This window comes from Novosphingobium terrae (assembly GCF_017163935.1).
Taxonomy (GTDB): domain Bacteria; phylum Pseudomonadota; class Alphaproteobacteria; order Sphingomonadales; family Sphingomonadaceae; genus Novosphingobium; species Novosphingobium terrae.
The window spans coordinates 3232560-3246055 of record NZ_JABVZR010000001.1; the positions used below are offsets into that span (position 1 = coordinate 3232560).

The following is a 13496-nucleotide window of genomic DNA, read 5'->3' on the forward strand; positions in this document are numbered from 1 at the left end:
AAGCATCACGCCCCGCCCCGTGAAGGGCGAGGCGTGAAGAAGGATCAGCCGTTCAGCTTGTCCTTCACGGCCTTGGCAGGCGTGAAGGTCAGCTTCTTGGCAGCCGCGATGGTCATGGCAGCGCCCGTGGCGGGGTTGCGGCCTTCGCGCTCGGCGGTTTCCTTGACCTTGAACTTGCCGAAGCCGTTCAGGCTGATTTCCTCACCGGCAGCGGCAGCGTCGGCAATGGCAGCGAAAACCGAGTCCACCAGCTTGCGGGCGTCGGCCTTGGTCGTGCCGTGGTCGGCGGCCAGCTTGTCGGCGAGATCACTGTTGTTCATGCATCGTCTCCTTGGGACGGTTGAAAAGCGCGACCGGATTAGCGCCCAGAATCAGGCTCGTCATCCCCTGATCGCGCAAAACTCCCCATTTTAGCGTGATTTCATGGCGTCAGATCGCCTTGACAGTGGGTAATTCGCCCTCGCCTGCCTTTTATGAACGGTTTTTAGGGATTTCCCGGGCCCGCATGGCCCGTCAGGCGAATCTATCCTGATGGGTACTTCGCACCGCTTCGGCCCAGTCCGCCGAGGCGCACAGCGTGGCCACGCGGGTCATATCCCAATGGGTCAGCGCCTCCACCACCTGAGGCGCCGCCATGGGCCGCCCCAGCAAAAACCCCTGCCCGATGTCGCAGCCCTTGGCCGCCAGATGGGAGAGCTGTTCGGCGGTTTCGATCCCCTCGGCCACGGTACGGATGCCCAGATTGCGACCCAGATCGATCACCGCGCCGACGATGGCGGCATCCTCGGTTTCCACCATGCCCAGCCGCTCCACGAAGGAGCGGTCGATCTTGAGCGAGTCCACCGGGAACTGCTTCAGATGCGTCAGCGAGGCATAACCCGTCCCGAAATCATCGAGCGCAATCGACACGCCCGCGCGTGACAAGGTGCCCAGCGCCGAACTGACATTCTCCACCAGCTGGCCGAGGAAGACCGTTTCGGTCACCTCCAGCTCGATGCTTGAGGGCGGCAGGCCCGCGCGGCGCAGGCGGCCCAGAATGCGCTCGGCGAAATCGCCGCGCATGAAATCACCCGCCGAGCCGTTCACCGCCACGCTGTGAAAGGCGATGCCTCGGCGCTGCCAGCTGGCCATATCGGCCACCACGCGGTCCAGCATGCGGTCGGTCAGCTGCACCGCAAGGCCCGGATCGTCAAAAGCGGCCTGAATGCCGCCGGGCGATTGCAGCCCCCGCGCATGCCAGCGCAGCAAGGCCTCGAAGCCGACACAGGCGCCGGTGCTCAGGCTGACCTTGGGCTGGTAGAACGGCACGATGCCATCCTCGCGCAGGGTGGTGCGCGCATCGGCCAGCATCTGGCTGCGGCGCGCGGCGGCCTTGCGCAAGGTGCCGCTGAACAGGCGCAGCTGCCCCAGCCCCTCGTTCTTGGCGGCATAGAGGGCCAGATCGGCGCTCTTGTGCAGCTCCTCGGGGGACTCGCCATCATCGAAGGCCACCGCCGAGCCGATGCTCAGGCTCACATCGATCTGCCGCCCCTCATAGACCATCGGCCCGGCCACCCGCGCCGCCAGCCTTTCGGCAATGCGGGTGCGCGCCTCGGGGCTGGGCAGATCGGGCAGGATGATGGCGAATTCATCGCCCCCCAGCCGCGCCACCGTGGCCGAAAAAGGCGCATAGCGCGTCAGCCGCGCCGCCACCTCGCGCAGCAGACCGTCGCCCGCATCATGGCCCAGACTGTCATTCACCGCCTTGAAGCGGTCGACATCCAGCACGATCAGCCCGACATGTCGCCGGTTGAGCCGTGCCTCGGCCAGCGCCCTGTCCAGACTTTCGGCGAAAAGCACGCGGTTGGGCAATTGGGTCAGCGGATCGTGATGGGCGGCCCAGCGCAGCCGGTCCTCATCGCGCTTGCGCGCGGTCACATCCTGAAGCGTGCCGATCAGGCGGATGGCATCGCCCAGCCTGTCACGCACCACATGCCCGCGCGCGATCAGATTGAGATAGGTGCGGTCGGCAGCCTGAAAGCGGAACTCCTGCCGCCAGTGCAACAGCGCTTCCTCACTGGGCACGGGATGCGAGATGCGGCGCAGTCGGGCCAGCACCATCGGGCGGTCATCCGGGTGGATGCGCTTGATCCACCAGCGGCGCGAGGTGCCGCCCACGATCACATCATGGCCGAAGATCGTCGCGGTGGCGCCGCCCCAGTCGATATGGTCGCGGTCGAGCGCGATATCCATGATGATGTCATTGGAGGCCAACGAGGCGAGGCGATAGCGTTCCTCACTGTCCTGCAGGGCCTTTTCGGCCAGCACCTGCTCCTCGATATCGTCAAGGCTGCCGTACCAGCAGAGAATCCTGCCCGAGGAATCATGGCGGGGGAAAGCACGCGCGCGATACCAGCGCCAGCCGCCATCCCATTGGCGCAGGCGATAGCGCACATCGGCGTGGCTGCCGTCACCCGAGGTCAGAGCATGGGTCCACACCTGCTGGACGGCGGGCAGATCCTCGGGATGGAGCGCGCTGGCCCAGCCGATGCCCAGCGCATCCTGAACCGGCATGCCGGTGATCGCCGACCAGCGCGGGCTCAGTTCGGTAAGGCGCCCCTCGGGGTCGGCCAGCCAGGGGATCTGCGGGTTGAGATCGACCGAATGGCGATAATGCTCCTGGCTCTGTTCCAGCGCGACGATCAGCGAGCCCATCTCGGTTCGCGACTGCAGCAGCTCCTTGAAGGCGGAATAGCTGTTCGCCAGCGTCTTGAGCAGGATGCCGGCGGCCAGAATGAAGGTCCAGCCGATGCCCATGGCGTACCAGTCATGCGAGAGCAGCAGGCGGATGGTGATCGGCAAGGCGCCGCACAGCAGCACCAGCCAGCCCGCCAGCGGCAGGGCCTGAAGACAATAGCAGGCGCAGATGGCCCCCACGAAGACGTAGAGCGCAATGGCCGTGCTGCGCACCGCGGGTGCCTCTTGCAGCAGCAGCAGGCCCCAGCCGCCGAAGGCCGCGCTGAGCGCCGCCCCTGCCACGGTGGTGCTATAAAGATAGCGGCGGATCTGCGCCGGGCCGGGCTGCCTGCGCCGACGCGCCAGCCAGACGCCGATGCGCGCCAGAATGACCGTGCAGAGCAGCGCGGGCACGCCAAGGCCGGACAGCTTGGGCACCTCGCCATAGGTGGCCGCCGCCAGAAAGCAGGCATTGACCAGCATCAGCACATACATCAACGGAATCTGGGCGCGCAGATGGGCGTATTGCTCCTTGAGCATCGCATCCGGGCTTCTGGAAATCTGCTGAAACAGGCTGGCAAGCATCGGCAATCATCGCGGCAAGATCCTGCGATGATCCATGGCCGTTCGCGGTTAAGATCGCCTTGCGGGCAACTAGGCGGTTTAAGGGAATTGCGCGAGGGTCATTCTTGATCAAGGTTAACCAAGCCAGAGTTTTTCTCTCAAAAACAACGCCTTTTTATAAAAGGCCAATCATGGAAAAATACAGCGCATCGCCTGTTGTTTTCGTGTTTTTCCGGAAGGCCCCCTGAGCCGGCTCCCAAGGGCAGGCCTATGCCCCTTGCGATGATTCTGGCCCATGCGATCTTGCACAAAGAGCCACTTCGCGCCCATGAGCACGAAATTCAGGCTGAATGGCCGATGGAACGGCAGCGCAATGGCATGCTCTGCCCTATGACACAGATGTTTCCGCGCAGAGCATGCGCCAAGGCTGGAGCCCCCTTGATGACCGACGATCTGAGCGACATTCCCCGCCACTTCATCGAGGAGTTCAAGAAGGTCGGCCCGGAATATATGGCCTGGCAGATGCGCACCGGCGGCGTGACCGGCCCACGCCTGACCTATGCCGGGCGCTGGCTGGCCCATCTGGAAGTGACCGCCAAGCAGGCGCGCAAACGCCATGAAAGCCGGATGTTTGCTCTGGCTGTGGCCACGGCCATTCTGGCGCTGATCGCCGCGCTGGAAGGCGGGGTGCAACTGGCCATGACTCTGGGCGAAACCCCCGCGGCACACGCCCCGCGCTGATCCTATTTCCCCGGCATCGCCTTCATCTGCATCGCCGTCATCTGCATGACCATGGCATCGGCCTGCGCCGCGCCGGCCAGAAAGTCCTTCCGGCTGACCTGCAGAGCATTGCAGCCCGCGAACAATGTGGTGTTGGCCTCATCCTGCGCGGGCTGGCCATGCGCCAGCGCCATCATCGCTCGATCGGTATCGGCAAAGACACCCAGCATCGGCCCCCGCTCGGGATCGAGGAAACGGGCGTATTGTTCGGTCGCCTTGACCGGCACGCGCTCCATCTTCTGTTGCCGGACCAGAGCCAGCGCCTGAGCGCGCGGCAGTTCGATCACCAGCCAGTTGTCCATCAGCGAGATCGTATCGATGCTGGTGCCAAAGACGGTGACCGGATGCTCAAGGCGATAGGTCCACAGGCCCGCCATGCCTTCATGGCCATTGTGCCGCACCAGTGTCGCCCAGAAAGGGGGATGATCGACGAACAGCGCCTCGGCATAGGCGGCGGCATCCTCGGGCGAGGCGCGGCATTCGATCGCCTGCCCCAGCCCTTCCGGCGTGAGCGGTCCGGCCTGCACCGTCGCCAGCAGCGGGCCGCCCGCTCCCAGAGCGCAAGCGGTGATCAAGCCTGCCGTCATCCATCGCGCCAAACGCCGCACCCTGCTTCTCCCGCTGCCGGATCAGAGAGCGACCCTAGGCCTTCGCGCCGCGCCAGGCCACCGGCTTCATCGCGAAATTCGCTTGTTTTCCATAGCTATCAATGGCGCGAGGCGCGCGAGGCCTTCACCAGCGCATAGACACTGCCACCGCCAATCACCGAGGCCAGCGCAAAGCCGATCACCGCCCCCCAGATGGCCCAGACCAGCCCATGCAGGACCCCGCCGATAAACATGCCGATCAAGGGCAGGACGATAAAAAACAGGCAACCGATCGCGAACACGGGACGTCTCCACTTGCCCCCAACGCCCTTTACGCCAATGCCCCGCCGATCGGAATATCCACCTAAGGCCTAGGCGCTTCAGGCGATGCCCTTCATCTTGCGAAAGGCATCGAAACGGTCGAGAAAACGGTCGATATCGGCCTTCTCCAGATAATAGGGCGTGGAGAGGCGAATGCGGCTGGGCGCCCCGCCGCGCACACGGATGCGATGGTTGGCCCACATCCAGTCCATCAGCTCATGCATCTGCACCGGCGCCATATCCACCGTGGCGATGGCACAGCGCATGGCGGGATCGGGCGAGGTCAGATCCTTCGATCCGCGTTTCATCATCTCGCTATGCAGGTAATCGGCGAGGACGCGATGGCGCTTCTCGATGCGCTCGATGCCGATGGAGTTGGCCAGCTTGATGGCGGCGAGCAGCCCCATCATCGCCGGAATGTTCGAGGAGCCGATCTGCGAATAACGGTCCACATCGCGCGCCGGAGCATCCCAGCCGCCGGTCACGGTGGTGGGCCACAACCGCTCCATCACGCCCTTGTCGCGCACGAAGAGAAAGCCCGTGCCCTTGGTGGCGAACAGCCATTTATGCATCGATCCGGTGTAGATATCGCAGCCGATCTCATTGAGATCGACCTTGAGCATCCCCGCCGCATGCGCCCCGTCGAACGCCGAGATGATCCCCTTGGAGCGCGCCAGCGCAGCGATCTCCTTGGCCGGCAGGATCAGCCCGCTGTTGGTGGAGATATGGCTGACGAAGATGATCCGCGTCTTGGGCGTGATGGCGTCATTGATGCGATTGAGAATATCGGCAGGCGTCAGCGCGGGCTTGGGCAGATTGAACTTTTTCACGACGATGCCATAGCGCTTGGCGCGCAGCATCCAGGGCTGCTCGCCGCTGCCATGCTCTTCGTCGGAGATCAGCACCTCATCGCCCGGCTTCATGTCAAAACCGCCTGCCACCACATTGTTCGCCTCTGTGGCATTGCGCAAAACCGCCATCTGATCGACCCGCGCGCCCATCAGTTGCGCGAAGGGGGCGCGGAATTCGGTCCATGGGCCATAGCCCCAGATCGGATAGCCCTCGGGCTCGGGCTGCATCATCTGCTCGGTCAGTTCGTAGGAGTCATAGATCGCCTTCAACACCGGGCGCGGCGAGGATCCCACCGTGCCATTGTTGAGATTGACCACGCCTGCCGGAATCAGGAACTGCTTGCGCAGCGTGGCCCAATAGGCGTCCTCATTGCGGGCATAGAGGTCATCCCCCGGCAGCGGCACCTCGGCCAAGGCGGCGGCGGGCAAAGCCGAGGCAGCCCCGGCAAACAGGCTGTTGGCAAGCATCGAACGGCGATCGAACATGAACACCTCTCTGGCACGGGGAAGGCTGAAGCCACGGCGAGACGCGCCGTGAACCCCAGCGCTGCCCCGGCCCGAGTTGGAACCATCGCGCGCACGCCGTAAATTGGTGAAATGACGAAGGCCGGTCGGTTACCGATAGGTCTTCGCCAGGATCACCAGCGTCGGATCGCCCTCGAAGGGATAGGGGGTGAAGCCCTTCTCGCGCTCCAGCTCGATAGCGGCGCGGTTCTCGCGGCTTTCGATCGAGATCACCCGGCGCACGCCCCGGCGTTGCGCCTCCTGCGCCAGCAGATCGACCAGCGCCCAGCCGATGCCATGCGCCCGGTAATCCTCGCGCACCGAAACGGCGATCTCGGCAGTGTCCAGCGCCCCGTCGCAGGCCAGCAGCGCCGAGGCGATCAGATCGCCATAGGTTGGCTCGAAGACCAGAAAGCTTTCGGTGCGGAAATGGTCGGGATGCAGCAGCAGATCGAGCTGATCACGGCTGACCTGCGAGCAGGCGGCCAGAAAGCGGAAACGGCGATCCTCTTCGCTGACTTGCGCGAAGAATTGCGCCAGCGCCGGGCCGTCATGCTCGGTGGCGGGCACCACCTCCAGCCGCAAGCCGCAGCGCGTGGTGAGAATGCGAGTCGTCTCGCCAGCGAGACGATCAGCAGGGGCGAGGATGGCGGTGTCAGTCATGATGCGGACTCCTTATCGGCAGGCCCGCTATGCGCCGAGTCCCCGCCGAACTCCTTGATCCCGGGCAAATTGGCGCCCCTTCGACCAAAGTCTGTGCGACGTCATCAGGACCACACAGCGCTTGCCCGCCACGGGGGGAAGGTCCATCTTGGCACTCTGGCGAAAGTGCCTGCCCGAAGCCGGAGCAAATTCCTGTGACGATGACGATCCTGATTGCCGACGACCATCCGCTGTTCCGCCAGGCGCTGACGCTGGCGGCCAGCCGCGTGGTGCCCGGCGCGCGCATCGTCGAGGCCGGGACGCTGGCCGCCGCCGCCCGCGCGGCGCAAGAGGCACAGGATCTGAAACTCATCATGCTGGACCTGAAAATGCCCGGCGCGGTGGGCTATTCGGGCATCGCCCTGCTCCATGCCGAAAGGCCCGAGGTGCCGATCCTGGTGATCTCCAGCGCGGAAGGGCAAGCCGCCGCCGATGAGGCGCGGGCCTTTGGCGCCATGGCTTTCCTGTCGAAGCACGCCGATCTCGATCAGATCGAAAGCACCATCACCCGCATTCTGGGCGGCCAGACCGTACCAACCGCCGCGCGTTCCGGCGAAAGTATGCCTGCCGGCGATATCGAGAACATCCGTCGCGAGGTCGCCGGCCTCACCCCCACGCAGCTCAAGGTGCTGCTGGCGGTGCTGGATGGCCAGCTCAATAAGCAGATCGCCTTTCAGCTGGGCATCACCGAAAGCACGGTGAAAGCGCATATGACCGCGATCATGCGCAAGCTGGATGTGCGCAACCGCACGCAGGCGGCGCTGGTGGCGCGTTCGCTAGGGCTCGATCTCGCTCACTGATCGAGCAGCCTGCGAAAAAGTGGGCACCGGTTTTTCGCAAAAACGGTGCGACACCACATTCAGGAATCGAGAGCGGGCAAGGTCCAGACTGCCCCCACCTGCCCCAGAAACTGCTCGATCACCTCGGGCGCGATGGGCTTGGCATGCATTTCCACGCCCATGCCCGCCGCCAGCTCGCTGATCCATGCGCCGCTTTCCGCTGTAATCAGCATGGCGGGCAGATCAGGCTGAATGGCGCGCAGACGCTTGACGACGCTGAGCCCATCCTCGCCATGCTCCAGCCGGTAATCGACCAGCACAGCATCCACCTGCGCGGCATGCGGCAAGGCCTCGGCGCCATTGGCCGCACCGATGGGGCGGTGCCCCATACTCAGCAGCAACGCCACACTAGCCTCCACCGTGCGGGCATCATCATCCACCACCAGCACGCGCAACCGGCGCTGACGCAGATCGGGGGCCACCGCACCCGCCGTCACCGCAACAGGCGCCGCCACCGGAGCCGCGCCATCTCCCGCCGCCAGCCACAGGCTGAAACGACTGCCCCGCCCGGGCCGTGATGACACCTCGATCCGCGCATCCAGCAGACGCGCAATACGCTCGGAAAGCGAGAGCCCCAGCCCCAGCCCCTCGGCCTCGACATCGCCCAGCCGGGTGAATTCACCAAAAATCGAGTCCACCTTGTCAGCCGGAATGCCCACGCCGGTGTCCACCACATCGACGCGCAGCCACGCCCGGCCATCCTCGGCCCGGCGGCGGCGCACGCCGATCACCACCCCGCCCCGCTCGGTGTAACGCACGGCATTGGCGAGGAAATTCTGGAGCAGCGAACGCAGCAGGCCCGGATCGCTCACCACATCGAGGCCCTCTGCCGCCAGCGGGGCCAGCCGCAAGGTCAGCCCCTTGCCCTCGGCCATGGGGCGGAAGCCGTCGACCAGCCCGGCAAGGAAGGGTTGCAGCGCCAAGGGTTCCGGGCTGGGCGTCACCCCGCCCGCATCCAGCTTGCTGATGTCCAGCAGGGCGCGCAGCAGCACCTCCGCCGCCGTGATCGCGGAATCGACCCGCCCTACAAGCAGCTTGGCATGATCATCCACATCGCGCGCCAGGGCCGCCGTGAACAGCCGCGCGGCATGCAAAGGCTGCAACAGATCATGGCTGGCGGCAGCCAGAAAGCGCGTCTTGTCCGCCGTGGCGCGGGCCAGTTGCCGGTTGGCCTGCGAGAGTTCCTCGGTGCGGGCGCTCACCCGGCTTTCCATCTGGGCCAGCGCCTGACGCAATTCGGCTCGCGCATTGGCCTCGCCGGTGATGTCGGTGAAGCTGGTGACATAGCCGCCGCCCGGCATCGGCCCACCCGCGATCTTGAGCACACGCCCGTCGCGACGATAGCGCTCGCCCTCATAGAAGCCGCTCTGCTTCATCTGGGCGATGCGGCGGGCGACCTGCTCCTCCGGATTGCCCGGGCCAAGCTCGCCGCGATTGACGTTGTAGCGGATCAGCTTTTCCACCGGCGTGCCGACCTGCAGCATGCCCGGCGGATAGTTGAAGAAGCTCTCATACCGCGAATTCCACGCGATGAGGTTGAGATCCTCATCGACCACCCGGATACCCGCATCGATGTTCTCGAAGGTGGCGGTCAGCAGCGGACGGGTGAAGCCCAGCGCATGGCCGCGCTCATCGAGCAGATGCGTGACCTCGCCCAAAGTCATCCGCCCACCCGCCAGCGCAGAAGCCACCAGCGAACGCGCCGCCGATGTGCCCACCACCGCGCCGATCAGCTGCCGCGCACGCTGGGCAGAACGGCGGTCGATGGGGTCGCCATGATAGGGCTCGGGGAATTCGCGCAGGGCCTTTTCCTGCCCGACAAAGCTGGCGACCAGATCTTTCAGCTGCCCCAGATCGGCAATGCTGTCATGCCAGCGCATCAGCGCGGGCAGCGGCGCGCTGCGCACCTTGCGCGCGGCGATCACCGCATAGGTCAGCAGGTTGAGGCCAAGGCTCCACACCACGCCATGCACCAGCGGGCTGGCATGGCCAAGGCCCAGCAGGCGCAGCGGATCGAATGGCCCGGTGGCCAGCGCCTGACGCCAGCCTTCGGGCAGGATCGGCGGCAGCGCCAGCGTGTAGAGCCAGAGCAGCAGGCCCACGCTCAGGCTGGCGCGGGCGGCCAACGGGTCGCGCCGACGCCCGGTGGCGGCCATCGCCAGATGCGGCGTGAATTGCGCCATGGCGGCAAAGGCCACCAGCCCGATGGAGGCCAGCGAATCCTGAGGCCGCACCAGCAGCGCCCAGGCCAGCGCCAGCATCACCACACCAAAGATCGACAGGCGCCGCACCAGCAGCATGCGCCGCCCCAGGGCTCCGGCGGCCAGCGGCGTGGCCTGAGCGCCACCTGCCGCACGGGCCACGCTGGGGAAGACCAGATCGTTGGAAACCATGGTGGCCAAGGCTGTGGCATCGGTGATCACCATTGCCGCCGCCGCGCCGATGCCGCCCAGCAGTTCCACCGCCATGATGCTGGTATGGCCCGCCTGCTGCGGCAGGGTCAGCACGAAATAATCGGGCATGGTGCCTTGTGGCAGCACGCTGAGCCCCGCCAAAGCAATCGGGAAGACCGAGGCGGCCATCAGCGTGAGATAGGCGGCAAAGCCGAAGCGGGCGCGGGGCAGATCCTCCACCTCGCGCGCCTCGGCCAGACCCATATAGAACTGGCGGGGCAGGCTGAAGATCGTCAGCCCGGCCAGCAGGGCGATCACCACCGTATCGGCGGACAGATCACGCAGGGCGAAATGCTGGTGCAACTGCGCCCAGCCCTTTGCCACCTGCATGGGGGCCGCGTTGACCAGCAGCGACACCGCCAGCCCGGCCATCAGCAGCATGGCGATCAGCTTGGCCAGCGATTCCAGCCCCATGGCATAGATCAGCCCCTCGGAGCGCCCGGTGAGTTCAAAGCGCCGCGCGCCGAACAGCATGGCGAACAGCGCCAGCAGAGCCGCGCCGATGATCATGGTCGGCACCATCACCGCCTCACCCGTGACGATGGAAAAGCCGATGCCGATGGAGATGAATTGCAGCGCCATATAGGGCACCGTGCCCGCCAGAGCGATCAGCGTGACCAGCCGCGCCACCACCGGATCATGACCAAAACGCGCGGCGATAAAGTCTGAAAGGGTGACGGCCTGCTCCTCGGCCACGGCGCGGGCGATGCGGCGCAGGAAGCCGGGCGCGGCCAGCAGCAGCAGGATCGGCGCGAGATAGATCGGCAGATAGTCCCAGCCGGTGCGCACCGCGCTGCCCACCGCGCCATAGATCGTCCAGCTGGAGCAATAGACGCCCAGCGCCAGCGTATAGGCGCCGCGCCGGCCCTTCATATGGCCGCCGGTGCGCCGCGCATGCCTTTGGGTCAGCGCGGCAATCAGAAACAACAGGCCGATCCAGGCCATCGCCAAAAGCGCCGCAGAACCGACACGCATGCGCTTCACTCCACTGGCCGCCCCGCCTCGGCGGGATCGGCTTAGCGGAGGTGGTCCCCTTTAAGCAAGGGGGCCTTCAGTGGGCAAACGCCATCAGACCAGTTCGGGAACGGCCTGTGCCTTGTGGTCATGCGCGGCCTGAGCGACAGCCGCCAGGAACTGATCCGTGGCGCGCGGCCAGGTGTAGCGCCGGGCGAAGATGCCCGCCGCCTGCCGGTCGAGCCGCAATGCGCGGGCGACGGCCACTTCCAGATCATCGTCCAGAGCGGCGACGGTGGCGGGGAAATCATGATCCACACCGCGCCCCTGCTCGCCCAGAATGTCGAGCGGGCCGGGCACCGGATAGGCCGCCACGGGCAGGCCGCAAGCCAGAGCCTCGATGATGACCAAACCGAAGGTGTCAGTGCGACTGGGGAAGACGAAAGCGTCGGCGCTGCGATAGGCAGCGGCCAGCTTTTCGCCCGCCAGCGCGCCGAGGAACACCACATGCGGGTAAAGGCGGCGCATCTCGGCCAGAGCCGGGCCATCGCCGACGACAACCTTGGTGCCCTCGCTCTTCAAATCGAGGAAGGCTTCGAGGTTCTTTTCAGGCGCCACCCGGCCCACATTGAGCAGGATCGGGCGCGGCAGATCGGCCAGTTCGGGCAGCGTCTCGCCCACAGGCGTGAACAACTCCTGATCGATGCCCCGGCTCCATGGGCGCGTCGGGCCGATGCCGCGCGCTTCCAACTCGCGGGCAAGGCTGGGCGTTGCGACCATCACGCCTTTGCTCGGCGCATGGAAGCGCTGCATGATCGGCCAGAAACGCTCGGCGCTGATGCCGGTGCGGACCGAGAGATATTCCGGGAAGCGGGTGTGGAACGCCGTGGTGAAGGGCACACCGCGCGCCTGACACCAGCCGCGCGCGCTCCAGCCGATGGGGCCTTCGGTGGCGATATGCACCAGATCGGGGCCGAAACCATCGAGCATGCGCCGCGCCGAAAAACGCGGGGAAATCGCCACGCGGATCTGGCTGTAGCCCGGCAGCGCCACGGTGAGAAAGCGCTCGGGCGTGATCAGCTCCACCTCATGGCCGCGCTTGTGCAGCTCGGCGACAGTGGCGGCCAAAGTGCGCACCACGCCGTTCACCTGCGGGAACCAGGCATCGGTGACGATGGCAATCTTCATGGGAGCGTTGGTTTGGGGGAACATGGTTCTTGCCTCCTCGCTCTGGAATGTAGTCTCGGCCGTTGGGCTTAGGCTGTCTGGGCTTCGGCAGAGGCGGTCAGGCCCGCCAGTTCGCGGGCGCGCACCTCGGCACCGTAATCCACGATGCTCATCGCGCCGGTGAAGTCTTCCACCAGAGCGGTGCAGCTTTCGACCCAGTCACCGTCATTGTAATAGGTGACGCCGCCGATCTCGCGGATTTCCGCCGAATGGATATGGCCGCAAACGATGCCGTCCAGCCCGCGCGCCACTGCCTCATGCGCCACCGCTTCCTCGAAGGAGCAGATGTAGGAGACGGCGTTCTTCACGCGCTTTTTCAGATAAGCCGACAGCGACCAATAGGGCAGCTTCAGCCCCCGGCGGATGGCGTTGAAGGCGACATTCACCCTCATCATCATCTCGTAGGCCTGGTCCCCCAGGAAGGCGAGCCACTTGTGATACAGCACCACCGCATCGAAGCTGTCGCCATGGATGACGAGCAGGCGGCGACGGTCAGCGGTGAGGTGGATCGCCTCATTCAGCAGTTCAACACCGCCGAAGGTCATGCCGCAATAGGGGCGCAGCATCTCGTCATGGTTGCCGCAGATGAAGACCACGCGGGTGCCGCGATGCGCCATTTTCAGGATGCGGCGCAGCACTTCATTGTGCGCATCGGGCCAGTACCAGCCCTTTTTCAGCCGCCAGCCATCGATGATGTCACCCACCAGATAGAGCGTCTCGCACTCCACCGAGCGCAGGAATTCCACCAGCAGCCCGGCGTTGCAGCCGCGCGTGCCCAGATGGACGTCGCTGATCCAGACGGTGCGATATTTGGTCTTGGGGCGGAAGCCCTTGGGCTCGGGCAGGTCCAGCCATTCGGGAAGACGGCGTCCGGTGCCCCCAGCGCCTGTGCCACCAAGGCTGGCGGCAACGAAATCCCGCGCCTGATCGACGGCGGGGTGTTGGCCAAACTCGTCGCGCAACATGGTGCGTCCTCATGCTTCTTTCCGTGTCCTCTCC

General features: G+C 65.4%; 11 protein-coding genes. 2 read left to right on the forward strand and 9 right to left on the reverse strand.

Features of this window, described 5'->3' with window-relative positions:
• Positions 1-44 precede the first annotated feature (44 nt).
• Positions 45-320, reverse strand: coding sequence for an HU family DNA-binding protein (locus HGK27_RS14485; RefSeq protein WP_068091080.1), 276 nt, complete (start codon positions 318-320; stop codon positions 45-47).
• Between the two features lie 193 nt (positions 321-513).
• Positions 514-3300 carry a putative bifunctional diguanylate cyclase/phosphodiesterase gene (locus tag HGK27_RS14490; protein WP_206241440.1) on the reverse strand — a complete coding sequence of 929 codons (2787 nt, stop codon included), beginning with the start codon at positions 3298-3300 and terminating at the stop codon, positions 514-516.
• Positions 3301-3720: 420 nt separating this feature from the next.
• Here HGK27_RS14490 and HGK27_RS14495 point away from each other — a divergent pair, with 420 nt between their 5' ends.
• Complete coding sequence (locus tag HGK27_RS14495) at positions 3721-4020, forward strand: hypothetical protein (protein WP_206241442.1); 300 nt, start codon at positions 3721-3723, stop codon at positions 4018-4020.
• Positions 4021-4022: 2 nt separating this feature from the next.
• On the opposite strand, the gene HGK27_RS14500 is transcribed toward HGK27_RS14495, so the two are convergent.
• From HGK27_RS14500 to HGK27_RS14515, 4 genes are all read right to left on the reverse strand, one after another.
• The gene (locus HGK27_RS14500; RefSeq protein WP_206241444.1) at positions 4023-4646 is read right to left on the reverse strand and encodes a hypothetical protein; all 624 of its coding nucleotides are present in this window, start codon (positions 4644-4646) and stop codon (positions 4023-4025) included.
• Between the two features lie 119 nt (positions 4647-4765).
• Positions 4766-4948 carry a hypothetical protein gene (locus HGK27_RS14505; protein ID WP_206243380.1) on the reverse strand — a complete coding sequence of 61 codons (183 nt, stop codon included), beginning with the start codon at positions 4946-4948 and terminating at the stop codon, positions 4766-4768.
• 78 nt (positions 4949-5026) lie between these two features.
• A complete protein-coding gene (locus HGK27_RS14510) occupies positions 5027-6304 on the reverse strand; it encodes an aminotransferase class V-fold PLP-dependent enzyme (protein ID WP_206241446.1) in 1278 nt (425 codons plus the stop codon).
• Between the two features lie 129 nt (positions 6305-6433).
• Positions 6434-6985 (reverse strand): GNAT family N-acetyltransferase, encoded by a 552-nt coding sequence (locus tag HGK27_RS14515; RefSeq protein WP_206241447.1) that lies wholly within the window; start codon positions 6983-6985, stop codon positions 6434-6436.
• 194 nt (positions 6986-7179) lie between these two features.
• Here HGK27_RS14515 and HGK27_RS14520 point away from each other — a divergent pair, with 194 nt between their 5' ends.
• The gene (locus tag HGK27_RS14520; RefSeq protein WP_206241448.1) at positions 7180-7824 is read left to right on the forward strand and encodes a LuxR C-terminal-related transcriptional regulator; all 645 of its coding nucleotides are present in this window, start codon (positions 7180-7182) and stop codon (positions 7822-7824) included.
• Between the two features lie 59 nt (positions 7825-7883).
• Here the strand turns inward: HGK27_RS14520 and HGK27_RS14525 are convergent, their stop codons facing one another.
• The 3 genes from HGK27_RS14525 to HGK27_RS14535 all read right to left on the reverse strand — a co-directional run bounded on the left by HGK27_RS14525 (position 7884) and on the right by HGK27_RS14535 (position 13462).
• Entirely contained in the window at positions 7884-11291 is a 3408-nt protein-coding gene (locus HGK27_RS14525; protein WP_206241451.1) for a hybrid sensor histidine kinase/response regulator, read from the reverse strand.
• 93 nt (positions 11292-11384) lie between these two features.
• On the reverse strand, positions 11385-12458 hold the full coding sequence (locus HGK27_RS14530; RefSeq protein ID WP_206243229.1) for a glycosyltransferase family 4 protein: 1074 nt from the start codon (positions 12456-12458) through the stop codon (positions 11385-11387).
• Positions 12459-12526: 68 nt separating this feature from the next.
• Positions 12527-13462 (reverse strand): UDP-2,3-diacylglucosamine diphosphatase, encoded by a 936-nt coding sequence (locus HGK27_RS14535; protein WP_206241453.1) that lies wholly within the window; start codon positions 13460-13462, stop codon positions 12527-12529.
• Positions 13463-13496: the final 34 nt, after the last annotated feature.